The following is a 21,452-nucleotide window of genomic DNA, read 5'->3' as shown; positions in this document are numbered from 1 at the left end:
CTTGGGACCGAGCCGCCGAGATAGGGCGCATAGCCCCTGCCGTGAAGCTTCGTCAGACTGCTGGCCCGTGCCGGAATGCGGCCTCGCTCGGCCCTCACAGCCTCACGGCACGACCCAGAGGCAGCGGCCGGCACCCGTGATCGTCATGCATTCATAGGGAGCGCCGCCGATCAGCGCCCGCTGCTCCACCGAACCGATATCGGCCTTCGGGACTTGGCGGCATCCGGCCTCCGGTGCGTCGCGGGCCGGCCCGGTCGCGGCATCGATCCGGCGCGCGGCGATCAGCGTGTCGCAAGCGGTGACGGTGGTGCGATCCTGCGCCGAGGCAAGGCCCGATCCGAGGCAAACAAGCGGCAGCGCCGCCAGCAGGGTTTGAGACCGCATCGCTTCCTCGCCGTTCGCGTCGTCTTCTTGAAGGACAACCGGGCACACCGCGCCTCGTACAAGACGGCGGCAGCTCTCAACCCGCTTCGATCGGGGAGGGTTGCGCAGCGGTGTGTCGAGCGCAGTCCGATTTCGAGAGGCCCCTGCGCCTTCGGATCGAAGGATCGGTGCCCCTCGGAACGACAACGCCGCCCGCCTCGGGGGGCGGACGGCGTTCGAGCACTCGATAGATGCGCGCCGGAGCCGGCGCGGCGCCTCAGCGCTTGGCTTTGGCCTTGCGGGCGGCGTAGCGGGCGTCGCGCTGCGCCTTCTTCAATGCGAGTTCGGCGGACTTGCGCTCTTGCGCGGCAGCGAGTTCGGCGGCTTCGCGGGCTAGGCGCGCCGTGAGTTCGGCCTCCTCGCGCAGACGCTTCTCCTCGGCGGCCTTCCGCTCGGCGGCAATCCGGGCGGTCTCGCGCTCGCGGGCGCGCTCTTCACGGGCCTGGGCGATGGCGGCCCGGGCCTGGGCCTTGGCGATCACTTCGGGATCGTCGGCCGGCGGGCGGGCCTTGAACTTGGCCAGCAGGGCGGCCTTGGCGCTCTGCGAATGCTGGCGGCGATCGTCGAAATTCCGGTAGTCGAATGCGCTCATCTGACCTTTCTCGGTTGGGTACGTCACGCGTTTCGCGGGGACGACCGGCGACGCCGGCCACGTACGGAGACTACGGGTTCCAGGACCGTCCCCGGGCCCTGGAACCGCACCGATCCATCGGCAATACCGATGGTCCGACCCGAGCGCTCGGATCACGCAAAAGCGCTCGGGTCGGACCATGTCTGATAAAAACGGGACAGCCCTTAAACCCAGCCTGCCCCAAGACGCAATCGTGTCTGCAAGCTGAGGTGGCCGCCAAGGCGACAATCCACGGCGACTCTGTAAAAGATTTGCCCGACGATGCCGAAAAACCTCAAACCGACGATGGGACGCGGCGATCTCGAACCGCGTTTCGCCGGCTGCCGGGTGGGCCGAGCCGCAGGCTCGATCGAATGCGCAAGAGTTAGGTCGCGCCCTTCGGGACGGCAAGACCGGTGGTGTGGCACCGATACCGCATCGTCCCTTCGCCGAGATGTCGGCATCCCGAACCGATGGAGCCTCGATGCGCACGATCACGATCGCCGAGATCACCACTGAGGCTTTTGCGCCCTACGGCGACCTCCTGCACGCTCCGGCGACGCGGCCGCGCCAGGACCAAGCCGGGACGCTGCAGAACACCCGGTCGACGGCGCGCGCCAACCTCGCGCTGATCCAGAGCGAACCGATGGACCGGCTGATGCCCCTGCGTCGCCTGGAGCGGCACCCGCATTCGAACCAAGCCTTCTTGCCGCTCTCGGTCGAGGCCTACGTGGTGGTCGTCGCCCCGGATCGCGACGGCAGTCCCGACGAAGCCAAGATCCAGGCGTTCCGGGTTCCGGGCCATGCCGGCATCAATTATCGCGCGGGCGCTTGGCACGCGCACATGATGACCCTGCAAGCGCCAGGCACCTTTGCGATGCTCGTCCACGAGGACGGCACAGCGGCGGATTGTGTTTTCGCGTCGATCGAGCCGCTGACGGTCGCCCTCCCGTGATCTGCTCAAGAAAATGGCAGGCGCGTCCACGATCTGGAATCGGTCTGATAAGCCGGGGTGTCTGCCCAGGGATTGAGCATCGCGGATCAGGCGATGCGCCGGTGCGCAAAGCAGGTCCGGCACGATGCCTGCAACCCGGAACAAGAGCTGGCTGCCTGGAAGGCCGGTACGAGGAACGCGATGCCTGAGACGCCCCCGCCCTTCGACCCGGATGCCTACGCGGCGGTGACGGCGCCGTTGCTCGGCCTCGACATCGATCCGGCCTGGATGCAGCCGATCACCGCGAACCTCCGCGTTCTCGCCGCAGCGGCCGAGCTCGTGGCGGGCTTCCCGCTCCCCGACGAGGTCGAGGCGGCGCCGAGGTTCGAGGCATGAGCGTGCCGGCCACCTCCGATGCCGTGACGATCGCCGCCGCGATCACCGAAGGCCGTGCGAGCGCCCGCGAGACCGTGGCCTCCGCCCTCGACCGGATCGCCCGGATCGACGGGCGCGTCGGCGCCTTCACGGACGTGCTGAGCGAGCGCGCGCTGGCCCGAGCCGAGGCGCTCGATGCCGCGATCGCCCGCGGCGAGGCCGTCGGCCCGCTCGCCGGCGTGCCCTTCGCGGTCAAGAACCTGATCGACGTTGCCGGCCTGCCGACCCGGGCCGGCTCGAAGATCAACCGGGACCGCCCGCCGGCCGCCCGCGACGGCACCGTGGTGCGGCGCCTGGAGGCCGCCGGTGCGATCCTGGTCGGCGCGGTCAACATGGGCGAGTACGCCTACGACTTCACCGGCGAGAACGTCCACGACGGCGACGCCCACAATCCTCACGCCCTCGACCACATGACCGGCGGCTCCTCCGGGGGCTCCGGCGCGGCGGTAGCGGCTGGGCTGGTCCCGCTGACGCTCGGCTCCGACACCAACGGCTCGATCCGGGTGCCGTCGGCCTTCTGCGGCTGCTTCGGGATGAAGCCGACCTACGGGCGGATCAGCCGGGCCGGCAGCTTCCCGTTCGTCGGCAGCCTCGACCATCTCGGCCCGATGGCCCGGAGCGTGACCGACCTCGCCCTCGCCTATGACGCGATGCAGGGCCTCGACCTCGAGGATCCGGTCGCCACCACCCGGGCGCCCGAGCCCGCTCTTCCCAGCCTCGAAACCGGGATTGGCGGCCTGCGCATCGCGGTGGCGGGGGGCTACTTCGCCCGCGGCGGCGACCCGGAGGCGTTTACGGCCGTCGCCCGCGTCGCCGACGCGCTCGGCGCGAGCCGCACGGTCGAGCTCCCGGAGGCCCACCGCGCCCGGGCCGCGGCCTATCTGATCACCGCCGCCGAGGGCGCAGCGCTTCACCTCGACCGCCTGCGCACCCGGCCGCGGGATTTCGACCCGGCGGTGCGGGATCGGCTGATCGCCGGGGCGATGATTCCGGCTCCCTTCGTCGAGCGCGCCCAGCGCTTCCGCCGCTGGTATCGTGACGCGGTGCTGGAGCTGTTCGACGGCGTCGACGTGATCCTGGCCCCAGCGACGCCCTGCCGGGCACCGAAGGGCGGCCAGACGCACTTCGTCCTCGACGGCGTGACCCTGCCGGTGCGGGCCAATATCGGCCTGTTCACCCAGCCGATCTCGTTCATCGGCCTGCCGGTGGTGGCCGTGCCGGTGCGGCTCGATGCCGGGCTGCCGCTCGGCGTCCAGGTGATCGCCGCCCCCTGGCGCGAGGATCTGGCCCTGCGCGTGGCGCGTCAGCTCGAACGGGACGGGATCTGCACGGCCCCCGTGGCGGAGATCGCCTGATGGTCATCGATGATCCCGCCGTGAGGGTCGAGGTCGAGGCCGCGTTCCGGGCCTACGAGATCGCGCTCACCACCAACGATGTCGCCACCCTGGAGGCCCTGTTCCAGGACGATCCCAGGACCATCCGGTACGGGGCCGGCGAAAACCTCTACGGCATGGACGCGATCCGGGCGTTTCGGCGCGCCCGTTCGCCCGTAGGCCTGGAACGGATGCTGGCCCAGACGGTGATCACCACCTACGGGCGCGATTTCGCCACCGCGATGACCTTGTTCACTCGGGACAACGCCCCCGGCAAGACCGGCCGCCAGAGCCAGACCTGGGTGCACTTTCCGGAGGGTTGGCGGGTGGTGGCCGCGCATGTGAGCGTCATCGAGACCGCCTAGCGGCGAGGGGGCCGTGCATGGACGAAAGCCGGTTGGCCGCGAGCTTGCATACGGTCGAGCGTATTCCGGGCCCGCCCTCCCGGACCAACGCGAGTATCCGAACCGATATGCTGTCTCGTCTGAAAACCTTTGGCGCCCGTGCGGCGCTGGCCGGCGCCCTCATGCTCTCCGCGAGCCAAGCCGCCCTCGCGCAGGGCACGCTGCGGATCGGCATGACCGCATCCGACATCCCGCTGACCACCGGCCAGACCGACAATGGCGGCGAGGGCATGCGGTTTCTCGGCTACACGGTCTATGACGGGCTGATCAATTGGGACCTGTCGAGCGCCGAGCTGGCCTCCGACCTCGTGCCCGGCCTCGCCACCAGCTGGGCGGTCGACGCCACCGACAAGACCAAGTGGACCTTCAAGCTCCGGCCGGGGGTGAAATTCCACGACGGCTCCGATTTCACCGCCGACGCGGTGGTGTGGAACCTCGACAAGCTGCTGAAGTCGGACGCGCCGCAATACGACCCGCGCCAGTCCGCACAGGGCAAGACCCGGATCCCGGCGGTCGCCTCCTACAAGGCGGTCGACCCGCAGACGGTCGAGATCATCACCAAGGCCCCAGACGCGACGCTGCCCTACCAGATCGCCTGGATCATGATGTCCTCGCCCGCGCAGTGGGAAAAGGTCGGAAAATCCTGGGACGCCTTCGCCAAGCAGCCCGCCGGCACCGGCCCATGGAAGCTGACCCTGTTCGCTCCGCGCGAGCGCGCCGAGATGGTGCCGTTCAAGGAATACTGGGACACGAACCGGGTCCCGAAGCTCGACAAGCTCGTGCTGGTGCCGCTGCCCGAGGCCAATGCCCGGGTCGCGGCGCTCCGCTCCGGCCAGGTCGACTGGATCGAGGCGCCTGCGCCCGACGCCGTGGCGTCGCTGAAGGGCGCCGGCTTCACCATCGTGACCAACGCCTATCCGCATAACTGGACCTGGCACCTGTCCCGGGTCGAAGGCTCGCCCTGGAACGATATCCGGGTGCGCAAGGCCGCCAACCTCGCCATCGACCGCGACGGCCTGAAGGAGCTGCTCGGCGGCCTCGCGATCCCGGCCAAGGGCTTCATGCCCCCCGGCCATCAATGGTTCGGCCACCCGAGCTTCGACGTGAAGTTCGATCCGGACGCCGCCAAGAAGCTGATGGCCGAAGCGGGCTACAGCCCGGCCAAGCCCCTGAAGCTGAAGGTTGCGATCTCGGCGTCGGGCTCGGGCCAGATGCAGCCGCTGCCGATGAACGAGTTCGTGCAGCAGAACCTCGCCGACGTGGGCATCCAGGTCGATTACGAGGTGGTCGAGTGGAACACGCTGATCAACATCTGGCGGGCCGGCGCCAAGGCCGACATCTCCCGCGGCGTCTCGGCGATCAACTACTCATACTTCATCCAGGACCCGTTCACCGGTTTCATCCGCCATCTGCAGAGCAACTTCGCCCCGCCGAACGGCACGAACTGGGGCTATTACAACGACCCGGCGATGGATAAGCTGTTCGACCAGGTCCGCACCACCTTCGACAAGCCCGAGCAGACGAAGGTCCTGGAGAAGGTTCACGAGAAGTACGTCGACGACGCGCTGTTCATCATGATCACGCACGATGTGAACCCGCGGGCGATGAGCCCGAAGGTCAAGGGCTTCGTCCAGGCCCAGAACTGGTTCCAGGACTTTTCGAAGATCACCATCGCGACGGCGGGGCGGTGATTAAAGCAGGGCCGGTCTCCGTACCTTCAGGGCTACGGGCGGCCCCCGTGTGAGGCACAAGCGCTGTTGCAAGTCGCAACGCGCTCCCTCTCCCGAGCGGGAGAGGGTTGGGGTGAGGGATCAGGTCCTTCCGGAGAGGTCGCACCCCTCACCCTGTCCCTCTCCCGCACGGGAGAGGGGCCCCGCGCCTTATCCAGTCTGCGGCAGGGCTGCGGCTGCGAACGAAACCTGTGTTGCCCGTAGCCCCTGCGAGGGAACACGTCCGACTGGAACGCGACATCGGGGCCCGTGATGCTGATCTACATCCTCAAACGCCTGGTCTACGTCACGCCGGTGGCGTTCGGAGTCAGCCTGGTCTGCTTCCTGCTGGTCCACCTCGCGCCGGGCGATGCCCTGAGCGCGGTGCTGCCGGCGGACGCGACCCAGGAGACCATCAACGAGATGAAGGCCGCCTACGGCTTCGATAAGCCGTTGCCGGTCCAGTACCTGATCTGGCTGTGGCACGTGCTCCACGGCGATCTCGGCACCTCCATCGCCACCGGCCGGCCGGTGCTGGGCGAGGTCAGCCGCGCGGTGGTCAACTCGCTGATCCTCGCCTCCGTGGCGACCCTGCTGGGCTTCACCTTCGGGACGCTGTTCGGCTTCGTGGCCGGCTACCACCGCAACTCGGTGGCCGACCGGGCGGCCTCGGCGCTCTCGGTCTTCGGCGTGAGCGTGCCGCATTACTGGCTCGGCATGGTGCTGGTGATCGTGTTCTCGGCCACCCTCGGCTGGCTGCCGCCCACCGGCGCCGGGCCCGACGGCTCCGGCAACTGGCGGCCCGATTTCGACCACCTGCGCTACCTGATCCTGCCGGCGGTGACGATGTCGGTGATCCCCACCGGCATCATCGCCCGCACGGTCCGCGCGCTGGTGGCCGACATCCTGTCCCAGGACTTCGTCGAGGCCCTCCGCGCCAAGGGCATGGACGAGTTCGGCGTGTTCAAGCACGTGGTGCGCAACGCCGCCCCGACCGCTTTGGCGATCATGGGCCTCCAGCTCGGCTACCTGCTCGGCGGCTCGATCTTGGTCGAGACCGTGTTCGCCTGGCCGGGCACCGGCTTCCTCCTCAACGCCGCGATCTTCCAGCGCGACCTGCCCCTGTTGCAGGGCTCGATCCTGGTGCTGGCGATGTTCTTCGTCGTCCTCAACCTGCTGGTGGACGTGATGCAGACCGCCCTCGACCCGCGCATCGAACGCGCCTGACCCGGAGGCCGATGATGACCGCACCGATCACCGCAGCCTCCATGGCCCTCGACGGCGGCGTGCTCTCCACCGGAGACGCCGTCCCGGAGGCCGCCTTCGTCCCGTCCCGGGGGTTCTGGGGCCATGTCGGCCACCGGCTGATGCGCGATCCCGTGGCCATGGGGGCCGGGGCCGTGATCCTGCTCGTGGTCCTGATCGCGATTCTGTCGCCCTGGATCACCCCGATGGACCCGTACAAGGGGTCGATGCTGCGCCGCCTCAAGCATGTCGGCGACGCCACCTACTGGCTCGGCTCGGACGAGCTCGGGCGCGACATGATCAGCCGGCTGATGCTGGGCTCGCGGCTGTCGCTGTTCATCGGGGTCACCCCGGTGCTGATCGCCTTCGTGATCGGCTCCGCTATCGGGATCCTGGCCGGCTATGTCGGCGGCTGGACCAACACGATCCTGATGCGCACCATCGACGTTTTTTTTGCTTTTCCCTCCGTGCTGCTGGCGATCGCGCTTTCGGGGGCGCTGGGCGCCGGCATCTTTAACTCGATCGTCTCGCTGACCTGCGTGTTCGTGCCCCAGATCGCCCGGGTCGCCGAGAGCGTCACCACGGGCATCCGCAAGCGCGACTACATCGACGCCGCCAAGCTGTCCGGCGCCTCGCCGCTGACGATTATGCGGGTGCAGGTGCTCGGCAACGTCGTCGGGCCGATCTTCGTCTACGCCACCAGCCTGATCTCGGTCTCCATGATCCTGGCCTCGGGCTTGTCGTTCCTCGGTCTCGGCGTGCGCCCGCCGGAGCCGGAATGGGGCCTGATGCTGAACACCCTGCGCACTGCGATCTACGCCAACCCGGTGGTCGCGGCCTTGCCGGGCGTGTGCATCTTCGTCGTCTCGATCGCCTTCAACATGTTCTCGGACGGCCTGCGCGCCGCCATGGAGATTCGCCAGTGAGCGTCATCCCGGACGCCCCCGACCCGTTCGCCCGCGACCGCGGCGGACCGGCCCAGCCGCTCCTGTCGGTCTCAGGACTCTACAAGCACTTCCCGGTCCGCAAGGCCGGGGGCAAGAAGCAGGTGGTGCGCGCCGTCGACGGCGTGGATTTCGACGTGCTGAAGGGCGAGACCCTGGGCATCGTCGGCGAATCCGGCTGCGGCAAGTCCACCACCGCCAAGCTGCTCATGGGCCTGATCGAGCGCGATTCCGGCTCCCTGCTGTATGACGGCCAGGCGGTGGGCGAGCGGGTGATGCCGTGGCGGTCGTACCGTCGCCAGGTCCAGATGGTGTTCCAGGACAGCTACGCGTCGCTCAACCCGCGCATGACCGTGGAGCAGTCGATCGCCTTCGGCCCGAAGGTCAACGGCGTGCCCGGCCGCGAGGCGGTGGAGCGCGCCCGCGCCCTGCTGGCCCGGGTCGGCCTGGAGCCGAAGCGCTTCGCCGGCCGCTACCCGCACGAAATCTCCGGCGGCCAGCGCCAGCGGGTCAACATCGCCCGCTCGCTGGCCCTGGAGCCGCGGCTGGTGCTGCTGGACGAGGCGGTCTCGGCGCTGGACAAATCCGTGGAGGCACAGGTGCTCAACCTGCTGCTCGACCTCAAGGCCGAGTTCGGCCTGACCTACATCTTCATCAGCCACGACCTGAACGTCGTCCGGTTCATCTCCGACCGAGTGATGGTGATGTATTTGGGCCGGGTTTCCGAGATCGGCCCGTCCGACACGGTGCTCGACGCGCCGGCACACCCCTATACCGAGGCGCTGCTGGCCTCGATGCCGTCCCTCGACCCCGACAACCGCACGGAGGTGGCGCTGCTGGCCGGCGACCCGCCGAACCCGATCGACCCGCCCTCCGGCTGCCGGTTCCATCCCCGCTGCAGCCTCGCCGAGCCGGTCTGCAGCGAGAAGGAGCCGCCCCTCGACACGGTCGGGCCGCTGCACCGGGTGTCGTGCCTCGCCCGCCAGCCGGGCTCGGGCCATTCCGCCGCCCCGGCTCGGGCGCTCGCGGCATGAGCGCCCCGATGTCGAACCCGGAACCCGCCGTCACCCTCAAAAACCTGCGCGTCGCCTTCGGCAAGGTGCAGGTCGTCGATGGCGTCGACCTCACCGTGGAGCGCGGGCAGGCGATGGCACTCATCGGCGAGTCCGGCTCGGGCAAGAGCGTCACCCTGCGGGCGATCCTGCGGCTGTTTCACGAGGGGCGCAGCCGGATCGAGGGCATGATCCTGGCGGCCGGCCGGGACGTGCAGGCACTGAGCAAGCGCCAGCTCGCCGATTTCCGCGGCGGCGACGTCTCGATGATCTTCCAAGAGCCGCTGCTGGCCTTCGACCCGGTCTACACGGTCGGCCGGCAGATCACCGAGGCGATCCATCGCCACGAGAAAATCTCGAAGGACGATGCCCGCAAGCGCGCGCTCGCCCTGTTCGAGCGGGTGCGGATCCCGAGCCCGGAGCGGCGCCTGGACAATTACCCGCACGAGATGTCGGGCGGCATGCGCCAGCGGGCCATGATCGCGCTCGCGCTCGCCTGCCGGCCGCAGGTGCTGCTCGCCGACGAGCCGACCACCGCCCTCGACGCGACCGTGCAGATCCAGGTGCTGCTGCTGCTGCGCGAATTGCAGCGCGACCTCGGCCTGTCGATCATCATCGTGACTCACGATCTCGGCGCCGCCGTCGAGGTCGCCGACCGGATCGCCGTGATGTACGCGGGCAAGATCGTCGAGACTGGGACGGCGCATCAGGTCGTGCTCGACCCGCACCATCCCTACACGATCGGCCTGCTCCGAAGCCGCGCGGAAGGGGCGCTGGCGAAGGGCTCTCGGCTCCAGACGATCCCGGGCAGCCCGCCCGACCTCGCCAACCGTCCGCCCGGCTGCCCGTTCGCGCCGCGCTGCTTCCTGGTCGAGGAGCGATGTCGCCAGGAGATGCCGCCGGTGGGCGAGATTTCCCAGGGACATAAGGTGGCCTGCTGGCGGACCGACGAGGCGTCGGCCGCCTATCGGGCGGGACCGACCCCGGTGCGCGCGGCGGAGCTGGTCCCGGCCTGAACGGCATCGGGGATCGACGCATCCGCGCGAAGCCTTTATCCGGCGTCGCGCGGCTTTCAGGCGGCGGACCACCGTGCGACCGGCCGCCCGAGCATCGCGATGAGCCAAACCGCCCCTGAGATCGTCCTGGTTCCCCGCGGGGAGGGCGGCCATTTCCTGCCGGCGGCGCTCGGCTGGATGGGCAAGCGGATCACCGTCACGGCCCAACCAGGCGCGGCCAATCACATCCTCTGCCTGCCGGTGCTCGATTTCGTCCGCCTCGGCTTCCCGGAGGCGAACGGACGGCTGGACCTCCTCGAGCCCGGCGACGTCGAGAACCTGCGCGCCGGAAGGGCGGCGCTGATCCTCGACCTGTCGAACGAGGGGCCGGGCCTGCACGCCCCGACCTTCGAGGCGCTCCACCGCAACCTCGATACGCTCGGCATCCCACGGGCGCAGGTCATCCTGGTCAGCCAGAACCGGGCGCTCCGGCTCGACTACGAGCAGCTCTACGGCGAGGGCCTGCGATTCTGGACCTTCGACTTCTTCCCGCTCCAAGTCGCGCTCTGGCTCGACGAAGAGGCCGGCCCGAGGCTTTTTTCCGAGCATCCCCTCGACCGGACCGGCTACGCACCGTTCGCTCAAGCCACCGGACCGGCCCGATTTCTCTGCCAGAACGCGGCCCTGCGCTGGCACCGGGTGCTGCTCTTCCGCTGGTTCCAGCTCCATCGCCTCGACCGCGAGGGCCTGATCGCGTTCCACGGGATCGGCCCGGACAATCCGAAGGCGGGCGGGATCGACGTGTTCCATGCCCCGCCGGAGATCGCGGCGGCATTCGGGCCGCTGCTGGCGGATGTCGGGACCTGGATCCCCCGACAGGCCAGGCGGATCGACACCCCGGCGCCGGGAGGCGACATGGTCCTGACGCTCGATACCCAGGCCTATAAGGCTTGCGACCTGACCATCATCTCCGAGACCGATTTTTTTGAATTGGGCGTCGAGCGCATCACGGAGAAGTCGCTGAAGGCCGCCGCCATGGGGCTGCCCTTCGTGATGGTCGGCGCGCCCCGCGCCGTGGCGCTCCTGTCCGAGTTGGGCTTCCACACCTTCGGCAGCCTGATCGACCACCATTACGACCGGATCACAAACCCGATCGAGCGCCTTCCGGAGGTGTTCCGGTCGATCGAGGCGGCCTGGGCCGATTGCCGACGCGACCGCGCCGCCTGGCAGCGCCGGGCGCGGGCGCAGGCCGAGGCGAATGTCGCGCATGCGCGCCACGGGCTGCTGCGGCAGCTCGACCGGGTGATGGTCATGCCGCTGGTGGAGCGCCTGGCCCGGTTCATGGAAACGCGCACGCTCGTGCACTGACCCGCGCTCCGCCGTGCCCCCTGAAATCCCGACCGCGCCCCGGCGCTGCACCGCCTGCGACCGCGGCCACTACGTCCCGGTGCGCTTCTGCCCGTTCTGCGGGGCGGAACAGGTACGGCCGCAGGTCGAACCGCCGGCCCCTCCGCCGCCGGCTCCTGCACCACCTCCGCCGCCGCCCATGGCGCAGGAGGCAGCCCCGGCCAGCCCTGTCGCGGCGCCGATGCCGCCACCCGAACCGCCGGTGGAGGAGCTGCCTCCGGCCGCAGCGCATCCGCCGCCGATCCCGTCGGTGCACCCGAATCCGCGTCGGCGCAAAAGGCTGGTCCGGCTTCGTCAGGCCGTGCTGGCGCTCGCGGCCATCGTCGGTCTGGCCGCCCTCGCGCTGGCCCGGCGCGACGTCGTCCCGGCCCCGACGCGGATCGAAGTCGGGCCGGCCTGGACCGCGGTGGCGCTCAAATCCTTCCGAAACGTCACGTCACTGCGGATCACCGCGGAGGGCGTGGTCAGCCTGCGCATCGACGGCGAACGGGTGCAGCGCGTCAGCCCATCGAGCGGCGCGACCGTGCGGCCCAAGACCCTGCGGAGCCTGGAACTGCGCGCGGGCCGCGGCCCCGTTACCGTGACGCTGACCCCGCGCGGTGAATGACCCGCCGGGACTCACGTGGGGGCTCAGTGCCCGCTCGATCAGTCCATCCCAACCCTCGGCCTCATCCTGAGATGCCGGACTGAAGCGGAGGCCTCAGGATGAGGAGGAGATTGGGATCTCCGTCGGTTGGAACCTCTATTCGACTGCAACTGAGGATTCAAACCGGCTCTCAATCGGCCGCCCGCAGCGTCTCGGCCATGCGCCGAAGAGCCGGCTCGATCGCCCGCTCGGGCACCGCCGCGTAGCCGAGCAGCAGCCCCGGCTCCGGCGGTCCGACATGGTAGGCCGAGAGCGCGACCGCCGAGATTCCGGCCCGGCCGAGGCGCGCGACTGCTTCGGCATCGCCGAGCGCGTTCGGCCAAGCCGGGCCGGGCCGGGCGATCACGTGCATCCCGCCCTCCATCGGGGCGACATTCATCACGTCGGCGGCGTGGCGGCGGGCGGCGTCGACCAGGGCGTCCTGGCGCAGGGCGTAGAGCCGCCGGGTCCGGCGCAGATGGCCGGCGAGATGCCCGTCCTCGATGAAGCGCGCCAGCGCCCATTGGCCGATCCCGGGGGGCGCCGGGCCGATCTCGGCGAGCGCTTGGTTCACCGGCGCCACGAGTCCACGGGGCAGGACGAGGTAGCTCAGGCCGAGCGCGGGCAGCAGCAGCTTGGAGAAGCTGCCGACGTAGATCACCCGCCCGCCGCGATCCAAAGCGCGCAGCGGCGCCAGCGGACGCCCGGCATACCGATAGGCGCCGTCGTAATCGTCCTCGACGATCCAGCCGGAGGCGGCTTCCGCCCAGGCCAGGAGGTCGAGCCGGTTCTCCAGGCTCATCACGTGGCCCAGCGGGTAATGATGGGCTGGCGTCACCACGGCGAGCCGCGCATCCCGCAGAAGTTGCCCGATACCGGCCACCGAGAGCCCGCCGGGGCCGACCGGGATCGGGATCGGGCGCAGGCCCGCGCTCGCGAGCGCCTGAGCGATCCCGGGAAAGCCCGGCTCCTCGACGAGGGCCGTCTCGCCGGGATCGAGCAACAATTCGGCGAGCAGGCGCAGGCTCTGGCGGATGCCCGCCGTGACGATCACGTCGTCGGCCTCGCAGGCGACACCCCGCGCCTGCGCCAGATAGGTGGCGATGGCCGCCCGGAGGGCCGGCGAACCGCGCGGATCGGGTCGCTCGGCCGGTCCGTGGCGCCACTCGGCCTGGAGCAGGCGCGCCCAGACCGCATACGGGAAGGCATCGAGGGCCGGCCGCCCGAGCGCGAACGCATCCGGCACGCCAGGGCCGGCCATGAACCGCCGCGCCGGCGCCACGACGAGGCGAGCGCCCCGGCGCGATAGGCTTGGCATCGCCGTGCCGGTGGGCTCCGCCACTTGGGTTCGGGGGAGGGTGTCGTCCGGCAGAAGCGCTGCGACGCGGGTGACTGAGCCAGACCGGGCCGTGAGGTAGCCTTCCGCGCTGAGCTGCTCCAGGGCAAGCACCACCGTACCCCGGGCGCAGCCGAGATCGGCCGCCATCATCCGGGAAGCCGGCAGCCGGGCCCCGCGCGGCAGGCGCCGGTCGAGGATCGCGGCGCGCAGGCTCTCGCGCAACTGGACGTGGAGCGGCGTCGGTGCGGCCGGATCGAGGCTGACGGGCAGCGGTAGCGGGCCCCGGGCCATGGCGGAAAGCGGTCCAGTCGGATTTTGGAAACCGGACCTTTCGCCTGGTCCGCTCCACGGTCAAGCATCGCGGCGTCAAAAGGTCAGGTCCGATGTATCAGCCGCCGCACTTCCGAGACGACACGCTTGTTGCGCAGCACGGGCTGATCCGCGCCCACCCGCTCGGCCTGCTGATCACCAGGGGCTCGGACGGCTTGGTCGCCAACCCGGTTCCGTTCTTACTGGATGAATCCGGCCCGTACGGCACGCTGCGCGCCCATCTCGCGCGCGCCAACCCGCAATGGCAGGCGCTGGCCGAGGCCGACGAATGCCTCGTCGTGTTCCAGGGGCCGCAGGGCTACGTCACTCCAGATTGGTACGTGAGCAAGCGCGAGCACGGCCGGGTGGTGCCGACTTGGAACTACGCCACGGTCCATGCCTGGGGCCGGCCGAGGGTGATCGAGGATGTGGACTGGCTGCGCCGGCAGATCGCCGACCTCACCGCCCTGCGCGAGGCGCCGCGCGCTACCCCCTGGGCGGTGGACGACGCGCCCGCGCCGTTCGTGGCGGCGCAGCTGCAGGCTATCGTCGGCATCGAGATCCCGATCACCCGCATCGAGGGGAAGTGGAAGATGAGCCAGAACAGGCCCGATGCCGACCGCGCCGGCGTGATCGCCGGCATGCGGGCGGAGGGCGAGGCGATCCTCGCCGATATGGTTACCGAGCGGAGCGGATCGTGAGCCAGCGCCTCAACGCCTTCGGCCAGCCGATCGGACCAGCCCTGCCGGACTGGACCGCGCGCCCCCGGCCACCGCGGGCGCCGATGGAGGGCCGCTTCTGCCGGATCGTACCCTTGGACGCCGAGTCCCATGCGGCCGGCCTATTCGCCACCTACAGCGCGGCGCCCGACCAGCGGAATTGGACCTATCTGCCCGACGAAATGCCGGAGAGCGAGGCCGCGTTACGGGCCCGTCTCGACGCTAGGGCGGCGAGCGAGGATCCGCTGTTCCACGCGATCCTCGACCCGGCGAGCGGCGCGCCGCGAGGGATCGCCTCGTATCTCCGGATCGATCCCGGCAACGGCGTGATCGAGGTCGGCCATCTGCATTTCGGGCCCCAGCTCCAGCGCGCGCCTGCGGCGACCGAGGCGATGGCGCTGATGATGGCCCGGGCCTTCGACGAACTCGGCTACCGCCGCTACGAGTGGAAATGCGACAGCCTCAACGCTCCATCCCGGGCGGCGGCGCTGCGCTTGGGCTTCACCTTCGAGGGCATCTTCCGCAAGGCCACGGTGGTGAAGGGCCGTTCCCGCGACACGGCGTGGTTTTCCATCACCGACGCCGAATGGCCACGGGTGCGGGCGGGCCTCAAGGCTTGGCTCGATCCGGCGAATTTCGATGCCGATGGTCGACAGCGGCGCGGGCTCGCCGCGTTACGCGCCGAGCCCGGCTGATCTCAGCCCCCGGCGGCCAAAAAAGCCTCCGCGGTGCGCAAGGAGAGCGCCATGATGGTCAGGGCCGGGTTCGCGGCGAGCGAACTCGGGAAGGTCGAGCCGTCGCAGATCCACAGGTTGTCGATATCGAAACTGCGGCCGACAGGATCGACTACGGCGCTCGACCCGTCCCGCCCCATCCGACAGGTCCCGATCGTGTGGGCGACCCGCTCCAGCACCCAGATGTCGTCGGCGCCGGCCGCCTGCCACAGGTCGCGCATCACCTTGGTGGCGTGGGCGTTGAGGCGCTCTTCGTTGCGACTGTAGCCGAAGCTGATCTGCGCCTTGCGCATCCCGCGCGCGTCGGTCTCGTCGGACAGGGTCAGCACGTTGGCGTCGCACGGCAGCGTCTCGCCGTTGATGCCGATGCCGGCGACGTGGTTGTAGCCGTCGAGATAATCGAGCAGCTTCTGGCCCCACAGGCCGCGCCCGCGCGCCACCGCGTTGCCGAAGGTCAGCGGCACCACGCCGAGGCTCTGGATCAGGTAGCCGCCGGCGAAGTCGGACCCGGCGCGGATGAAGTCCTCGGTGATCAGCGACGAGGGGTAGCCGCGGTTCATCCGCACCTCGTTGGCGAAGGTGCCCCAGACCTGCGTGGCGACGTGCCCCATGTAGTTGCGGCCGACCTGATCGCTGGAATTGGCGAGCCCGAGATGCAGCAGAAGCCGCGGCGTCTCGACGGCGCCGGCGCAAAGGAACACCGTGCCGCAACGCTGGCGCCGCTCCTGGCCGTCCTGGGTGTAGACCACCGCGCTGACCCGGCCGTCGGTGCCGCGCTCGAGCCCGTGGACGAAGGCCCCGGCTCGGATCTCGGCCCCATGGGTGACCGCGAGCGGCAGGTAAGTGACGTCCATGCTGGTCTTGGCGCCGTTGCGGCAGCCCTGGTGGCAGAAGCCGCAATTGATGCAGGCGTTGCGGCGGGGGCCGCCCTCGGATTCGAAATCCTGCGAGACCACCGCCGCGGGGGCGTCGGCCCAGCGGATGCCGAGCGCATCGCAGGCGCCGGCCATGATCTGCGCGGGGGCGTTGCGCGGCACAGGTGGAAGCGGATAGCGGCGGCCCGGATCCCAGGGATAGGATTGCGGCCCCGAGACGCCGATGAAGCGCTCGACCCGCTCGTAGAACGGGGCCAGTTCATCGTAGCTCAGGGGCCAGTCGACGCCCTCGCCGGTCTCGGTGTGGAGCCGGAGGTCGCGGGCATCGGCCCGGGGCACGAAGGCACCCCAATGCAGGGTCGAGCCGCCGACCCCGGTGCCGCTGTTGTTGGCGCCGAACGCCTCCGGGGTGGAGCCGCCGCTCAGGCGCTCCTCGGTCCAGTAGATCTCGTCCGCCAGGGTCTCGTCGAAGGCGAAGCGCTCCGGCGAAAAATTCGGTCCGGCCTCCAGGGCCACGACCTTGAGGCCGGCCGCGGCCAGCCGGGCGAGGAGCGGCGCGCCGCCCGCCCCGGTACCGACGATGACCGCATCGACCGACTCGTCCGTGCGGTAGGTCCGCATCCCGTCGAGGTTCATCGTGCCGTCTCCCCATGCGTCGGGCGCGGTTCCCAGGGTTCCGGCGCGTCGAGCCCGACTTCGTGGAAGCCCGGCAATCCGTCCGCGATCGGGCCCGGCCGGTCGCCGCCAGCGCCGATGCCGGAAAAACCGACCCGCGCCAGGGCCGCCGGATGGGCGAGCCACAGGCGCACCGCATCGGCCCGCAGATCCTCGAACCAGAACCGCATCCGGTCGCTGTCGAGGCGACCACCGAGGGTCTCCGGCACCGACAGGTCGCCGCGCTCCGCGAGCGTCAGCAGCGCATCCTGCTCCCGCCCTTCGAGGACGACGAAGGGACGGCCGTGAGCGGCACGGGCGGCCGCGTCGAGGGTGCGCAGGGCAGCCCGATAGGCCTCGGGGTCCGGCGGCAGGGCGACGAAGCGCCAGCCGTCTCCGGCCCCGGAGGCTAGGCGCTTGTCGAGCCGGGCGGCGATGTCCAGGCCGGGCGCCGGCAGGACCCGGGCGCAGGCGGCGCGCAGGATCGCGAGTTCCACTGGATCGAGGGTTTTGGGCTGGTAGACCGGATCGTCGGGTTCCGCGCGCTCCGCGAGGGCCGTGCGCAGGCGGCTGTTGACCCGCTCGGACGCGATCAGCGCGGAATAGGCCGGCGGCACCTCGGGAGCCGGGGCAGTATCCGCGCGCGGCCGGTCGGCAATATGCTCGCGCAACAGGTCGGCCAGGGCCTCGGGACGCTCCAGCGGCAGCAGATGGCCGACGCCGTCGACCGTGACGACCCGGTGATGGGCGAGATGCGGCACCATGAGGGCGTGCTGGGCATCGGCTCCGAGATCGGCATCCTCGGACCCTGCCATGATCAGGGCCGGCGTGCGCAGGATGCCGATCCGGCGGCTCAGATCCTCGTGAGAACCAGCTTCAAGCCAAGCCTTCCAGGCAGCGGGTGCGGCCTGCAGGACATCGGCGATCGCGCGGGCCTCGATCTCCGGGTCGAGCCCATCGCCGACATTCGCGCGCACGAAGGCCTTCGCCTCGCGCAGGCGGGTTGCCGGATCCGCGTCGATCCAGGCGATCATCTTGGCGCGGCGATCCTCCGGGATCGGCTCAGGGCTCGGCGGCGAGCCGGAGATCAGGATCAGGTCGGTGAGCCCTTCCAGGCCCGGTTCGCCATCTTCGGAGCGGCGGGTGAGGGCCAGCGCCACCTTCGCGCCCATGCTGTGGCCCGCGATGGCGAAGCGCGCCGGCGCCTTCGAGCGGATAACCGCCGCCACATGGTCGGCCATGGCGTCGATGGAATGGCCCGTCGTCCCGGCGGCGTTGCCGAAGCCCGGCAGATCTACGGGCACGCAGGTCGGCGTATCGCCGAGGGTGCGTGAGAAGGGCTCCCAGGTTCGGGCGCTTCCGCCCAGAAAATGGAGACTGAAAAGAAGGTCGGGCGCGGACATGACGCGGAGATCGCGCGAGGCTGGAATGCTTCAAGCGTACGCGACGCCGCATGGACCCGATCGCACCGGGGTGGCGCGCTCCCGATCGGCGTGGGATCAGAAGGACGGAGCGAATCATGACGTCCGACTTCGATCTGGCTTGGCGCGTGGAAGAGGCTTGCCTCAACGCCTGGCCAAGCCCGCGCCAACTCCTCGTCCACGGCTACCTGCTGCGCGCCACCGGCGGCACCTCGAAGCGACAGAACTCCCTGAATCCCCTGCGGGGCAGCGGTGCCCCCGAGCCGGCGATCGCAGCCGGGCAGGCGCTCTATGCCGCCCTCGGGCGCCGGGCGATTTTTCGGGTACCGGCGATCGCGCCACAGATGGAGCCGCTCCTGACCGGGGGCGATTACACCGTCGTCGACGAGACCTGCACGCTGTTCCGCGACCTCGACGACCTTTCGGGCGCGCCGGATCCGGCAGTCAGGCTCACGTCGGCGCCCGATGCGGAATGGCTGGCCGTTCGCGACGCTGTGAACCGGGCCGACGCGGCAGCCGCGCAGGCGTTTCGCGACACGGTGGCGACCCTGATCCTGCCGCGGGCCTTTGCGGCGGCGGCCGTGGACGGCGGCATCGGCGCCTTCGCCTTCGGGGTGCTCGACAGCGACCTGCTGGTGATCGAATCGGTGGCGACGGTCAAACATCTGCGCGGGCGCGGCCATGCCAAACGCGCCGTGGGCGCGCTGCTGCATTGGGCCCGGGGGCAGGGCGCACGGGCGGCCTGCCTCCAAGTGGTTGCGGCGAACACGCCGGCCCGGGCGCTGTACCGGGGACTGGGATTCGAACGGGAGCTATACCGTTATCACTACCGGGTTGGGCCGGAACCGATTTGATCCATCAGCGATTTCGGTGTGTCCGTAAATAAAGCCCTTTCCATCCTCGACCTCATCCTGAGGAGCTTCCGCGCAGCGGAAGTCTCGAAGGAGCACTCCAGAAGTCTCCGCGATCCCTGGAAGGCTCCTTCGAGGCCTACGCTACGCTCCGGCACCTCAGGATGAGGGGAATGATTTGGATATCCGTCACCATCTATGATCTATTGCTGCACTGGCGAGTTCTCGGCAGATCGTAAATAATCAAAAACGCGTTCCTGCAGATGCGGCACCGCCTGTTGATGGGCGATGAACCATTCGACCGGCATCAAGGTCCAATCGGTGCCTTCGCTTCCGAAGCGGATCTTCTCGACTTCAACCGGCAGTAGGGGCGCGGCACAGAAATAGGCCGCGGCCCCAGTGCCCGACCAGCTTGGATAGCGACGCTGCCAGACGATCCGCTCAGGCTCGATGATCAAGCCGAATTCTTCGTGGGTCTCGCGCAGCGCGCAGTCTGCCGGAGATTCATCGGTCTCCCGGCCGCCGCCGGGGAGGTCCCAAAGCCCTGGAAACGGGATGTCCGGCCGGTCGTCGCGCCGGTAGACGAGGATCTCGGTCCCGAGGATGAGGGCGATCTTGGCGCCGGCAAAGGGCCGCCCATCCCAGATGTCGATCCACACGCCGCTCAGCCCCCAAGCGCGGTTCAGAAGAGCGACCCCTGCCGCGTCGGTGCGGCGGCGCTCGCGGGCGTGCGCTTCCCCGTCTCCGCACCGGAGGCCGGCTGCGTCCGCGCGGTGCGACGGGTGGACTTGGCGGAGACGGAGGGGTCGGACGTCCCATCCGGCACCGCATGCACCGTCCCGTCGGCGAATTGCAGGCTGAGGCGGCTGGCGGCGGCGGCCTCGGCGGTGTGGCGGACCGGCAGGCCGGCGGCGTCGCGGACCAGCACGTAGCCACGCTCCAGCACGGCCCGATAGCTGAGCGAGCCGAGGAGATGCGCAAGGCCTTCCAGCCGATCGCGGCGGCGCTCGACGCCGCGCAAGCCGGCCTGGGTCAGGCGATCGGACAGGGCGACGAGGCGGTCGGACCGACGCGCCTGGAGCGCCCGCGCCCGCTCCAGGCTGGCATCCCGGGCGACGACGAGGCGGCGGCCGAGCTGAGCCAGGGCCTCACCCTTGCGCTGCACGTCGTTGCGCAGGGCGGTCAGCGGCCGGTGATCGATCCGGGCCAGGCGGGCGCGGGCATTGGCCAGAGCCACGTCCGGCGAGCGCCGCGCCATCCGGTCGAGGAGGAGTTGCAGCCGGGCGCGGTGGCGGCTGGCGCCGGCCGCCAGCGCCGGGGCGAGGCGCGCCTCGGCGAGGTCGAGACGCTGGCGCTTGGCCGCCAGCAGGGCGTCGGCGCTCGGCAGGGCTCGGGCCAGCGCCCGCAGGTCCGAACGGTCGCGCTCGACCCGGCGGCCGATCGAACCGACAGCCCGGGCGGAGAGGTCAGAGACCGTGGCGATCAGATCGGCGCGGACCGGCACGGCCATCTCGGCGGCACCGGTCGGGGTGGGCGCCCTTCGGTCGGAAACGTAGTCGATGAGCGTGGTATCGGTCTCGTGCCCCACCGCCGAGATCAGCGGGATCGCGCTCTCGAAGGCGGCGCGGACCACGCATTCCTCGTTGAAGGCCCAGAGATCCTCGATGGAGCCGCCGCCCCGAGCAACGATCAGCACGTCCGGGCGCGGGATGGCGCTGTCCGGACCCAAAGCATTGAAGCCGCGGATCGCCGCGGCGACCTCTTCCGCCGCTCCGTCGCCCTGGACGCGCACCGGCCAGACCAGGACGGGGCGCGGAAACCGATCCTCCAGCCGGTGGAGGATATCGCGGATCACCGCCCCGGTGGGCGAGGTGACGACGCCGACCACGCGGGGCAGGTAGGGGATCGCCCGCTTGTGCTCCGGGGCGAACAGCCCCTCGGCGGCGAGAAGCTTCTTGCGCTCCTCCAGCAGGGCCATCCAGGCGCCGAGGCCGGCCGGCTCCAGGCTCTCGACCACGATCTGGTACGAGGACTTGCCGGCGAAGGTGGTGATGCGCCCGGTGGCGACCACCTCCAGCCCCTCCTGGGGCTTCTGGCGCAGGCGCCCGAACACGCCCTTCCACACCACCGCGTCGATCCGCGCCTGCCCGTCCTTCAGGGAGAAATAGGCATGGCCGGAACCGTGCTGGCCGCGATAGCCGGAGATCTCGCCGCGCAGGCGGACATGCCCGAACGCGTCCTCCAGGGTGCGCTTGAGCGCGCCCGCCAGCTCGCCGACCGACCATTCGGGCTGGTTGGCGGTGAGCACGCTGGTCGGCGGAATATCCGCCGCGGGCGAGGCTGCGGGGCGCGGAGGCGGCACGAGGGGCATGGGCGGACGCTAGGCGGCCTTAG

At 70.1% G+C, this 21,452-nt stretch carries 21 protein-coding genes; 14 read left to right on the top strand and 7 right to left on the bottom strand.

The window, feature by feature from the left end:
* Positions 1-102: 102 nt before the first annotated feature.
* Both MKK67_RS27455 and MKK67_RS27450 read right to left on the bottom strand, forming a co-directional pair.
* The gene (locus MKK67_RS27455; RefSeq protein WP_243971462.1) at positions 103-384 is read right to left on the bottom strand and encodes a hypothetical protein; all 282 of its coding nucleotides are present in this window, start codon (positions 382-384) and stop codon (positions 103-105) included.
* A gap of 256 nt (positions 385-640) precedes the next feature.
* Entirely contained in the window at positions 641-1,015 is a 375-nt protein-coding gene (locus tag MKK67_RS27450; RefSeq protein WP_243971460.1) for a DUF6481 family protein, read from the bottom strand.
* A gap of 502 nt (positions 1,016-1,517) precedes the next feature.
* Between MKK67_RS27450 and MKK67_RS27445 the strand changes: the two genes are divergently transcribed.
* The 11 genes from MKK67_RS27445 (at position 1,518) to MKK67_RS27395 (ending at position 12,138) form a co-directional block, all read left to right on the top strand.
* Entirely contained in the window at positions 1,518-1,988 is a 471-nt protein-coding gene (locus MKK67_RS27445) for an ureidoglycolate lyase (RefSeq protein WP_243971457.1), read from the top strand.
* Between the two features lie 180 nt (positions 1,989-2,168).
* On the top strand, positions 2,169-2,363 hold the full coding sequence (locus tag MKK67_RS27440; protein WP_243971455.1) for a DUF4089 domain-containing protein: 195 nt from the start codon (positions 2,169-2,171) through the stop codon (positions 2,361-2,363).
* Entirely contained in the window at positions 2,360-3,757 is a 1,398-nt protein-coding gene (locus tag MKK67_RS27435; RefSeq protein ID WP_243971454.1) for an AtzE family amidohydrolase, read from the top strand. Before MKK67_RS27440 ends, MKK67_RS27435 begins: the two co-directional genes overlap by 4 nt.
* Positions 3,757-4,140, top strand: a complete 384-nt coding sequence (gene hpxZ / locus MKK67_RS27430) for an oxalurate catabolism protein HpxZ (protein ID WP_243971452.1) — start codon at positions 3,757-3,759, stop codon at positions 4,138-4,140. The genes MKK67_RS27435 and hpxZ overlap by 1 nt, the downstream gene beginning before the upstream one ends.
* Before the next feature lie 107 nt (positions 4,141-4,247).
* Complete coding sequence (locus MKK67_RS27425; RefSeq protein WP_243971450.1) at positions 4,248-5,870, top strand: ABC transporter substrate-binding protein; 1,623 nt, start codon at positions 4,248-4,250, stop codon at positions 5,868-5,870.
* Positions 5,871-6,161: 291 nt separating this feature from the next.
* Positions 6,162-7,115 carry an ABC transporter permease gene (locus tag MKK67_RS27420; RefSeq protein WP_243971448.1) on the top strand — a complete coding sequence of 318 codons (954 nt, stop codon included), beginning with the start codon at positions 6,162-6,164 and terminating at the stop codon, positions 7,113-7,115.
* 14 nt (positions 7,116-7,129) lie between these two features.
* Entirely contained in the window at positions 7,130-8,059 is a 930-nt protein-coding gene (locus MKK67_RS27415) for an ABC transporter permease (RefSeq protein WP_243971722.1), read from the top strand.
* Positions 8,056-9,111 carry an ABC transporter ATP-binding protein gene (locus MKK67_RS27410; RefSeq protein ID WP_243971446.1) on the top strand — a complete coding sequence of 352 codons (1,056 nt, stop codon included), beginning with the start codon at positions 8,056-8,058 and terminating at the stop codon, positions 9,109-9,111. Before MKK67_RS27415 ends, MKK67_RS27410 begins: the two co-directional genes overlap by 4 nt.
* Positions 9,112-9,119: 8 nt before the next feature.
* Complete coding sequence (locus MKK67_RS27405; protein ID WP_243971720.1) at positions 9,120-10,145, top strand: ABC transporter ATP-binding protein; 1,026 nt, start codon at positions 9,120-9,122, stop codon at positions 10,143-10,145.
* 99 nt (positions 10,146-10,244) lie between these two features.
* Positions 10,245-11,492: a hypothetical protein gene (locus MKK67_RS27400; protein ID WP_243971444.1), complete on the top strand. Its 1,248-nt coding sequence runs from the start codon at positions 10,245-10,247 to the stop codon at positions 11,490-11,492.
* Between the two features lie 178 nt (positions 11,493-11,670).
* Positions 11,671-12,138: a hypothetical protein gene (locus tag MKK67_RS27395; RefSeq protein ID WP_243971442.1), complete on the top strand. Its 468-nt coding sequence runs from the start codon at positions 11,671-11,673 to the stop codon at positions 12,136-12,138.
* A gap of 169 nt (positions 12,139-12,307) precedes the next feature.
* On the opposite strand, the gene MKK67_RS27390 is transcribed toward MKK67_RS27395, so the two are convergent.
* Positions 12,308-13,786, bottom strand: coding sequence for a PLP-dependent aminotransferase family protein (locus tag MKK67_RS27390; RefSeq protein ID WP_243971440.1), 1,479 nt, complete (start codon positions 13,784-13,786; stop codon positions 12,308-12,310).
* 92 nt (positions 13,787-13,878) lie between these two features.
* Between MKK67_RS27390 and MKK67_RS27385 the strand changes: the two genes are divergently transcribed.
* The gene (locus tag MKK67_RS27385; protein WP_243971438.1) at positions 13,879-14,505 is read left to right on the top strand and encodes an FMN-binding negative transcriptional regulator; all 627 of its coding nucleotides are present in this window, start codon (positions 13,879-13,881) and stop codon (positions 14,503-14,505) included.
* Positions 14,502-15,218 carry a GNAT family N-acetyltransferase gene (locus tag MKK67_RS27380; RefSeq protein WP_243971436.1) on the top strand — a complete coding sequence of 239 codons (717 nt, stop codon included), beginning with the start codon at positions 14,502-14,504 and terminating at the stop codon, positions 15,216-15,218. Before MKK67_RS27385 ends, MKK67_RS27380 begins: the two co-directional genes overlap by 4 nt.
* A gap of 2 nt (positions 15,219-15,220) precedes the next feature.
* Here the strand turns inward: MKK67_RS27380 and MKK67_RS27375 are convergent, their stop codons facing one another.
* Both MKK67_RS27375 and MKK67_RS27370 read right to left on the bottom strand, forming a co-directional pair.
* The gene (locus tag MKK67_RS27375) at positions 15,221-16,768 is read right to left on the bottom strand and encodes a GMC family oxidoreductase (protein ID WP_243971434.1); all 1,548 of its coding nucleotides are present in this window, start codon (positions 16,766-16,768) and stop codon (positions 15,221-15,223) included.
* Entirely contained in the window at positions 16,765-18,189 is a 1,425-nt protein-coding gene (locus tag MKK67_RS27370; protein WP_243971431.1) for an alpha/beta hydrolase, read from the bottom strand. The genes MKK67_RS27375 and MKK67_RS27370 overlap by 4 nt, the downstream gene beginning before the upstream one ends.
* Before the next feature lie 116 nt (positions 18,190-18,305).
* Between MKK67_RS27370 and MKK67_RS27365 the strand changes: the two genes are divergently transcribed.
* Positions 18,306-19,061: a GNAT family N-acetyltransferase gene (locus MKK67_RS27365; RefSeq protein WP_243971429.1), complete on the top strand. Its 756-nt coding sequence runs from the start codon at positions 18,306-18,308 to the stop codon at positions 19,059-19,061.
* A 200-nt stretch (positions 19,062-19,261) separates the two neighbouring features.
* Here MKK67_RS27365 and MKK67_RS27360 read toward each other — a convergent pair whose 3' ends face one another.
* Positions 19,262-19,717, bottom strand: coding sequence for an NUDIX hydrolase (locus MKK67_RS27360; RefSeq protein ID WP_243971428.1), 456 nt, complete (start codon positions 19,715-19,717; stop codon positions 19,262-19,264).
* 23 nt (positions 19,718-19,740) lie between these two features.
* Complete coding sequence (gene xseA, locus MKK67_RS27355) at positions 19,741-21,429, bottom strand: exodeoxyribonuclease VII large subunit (RefSeq protein WP_243971425.1); 1,689 nt, start codon at positions 21,427-21,429, stop codon at positions 19,741-19,743.
* Positions 21,430-21,452 lie beyond the last annotated feature (23 nt).

It is taken from the genome of Methylobacterium sp. J-072 (genome assembly GCF_022829425.1).
In the GTDB taxonomy this organism is placed as follows: domain Bacteria; phylum Pseudomonadota; class Alphaproteobacteria; order Rhizobiales; family Beijerinckiaceae; genus Methylobacterium.
This window is presented reverse-complemented; position numbering and strand designations above follow the sequence as displayed.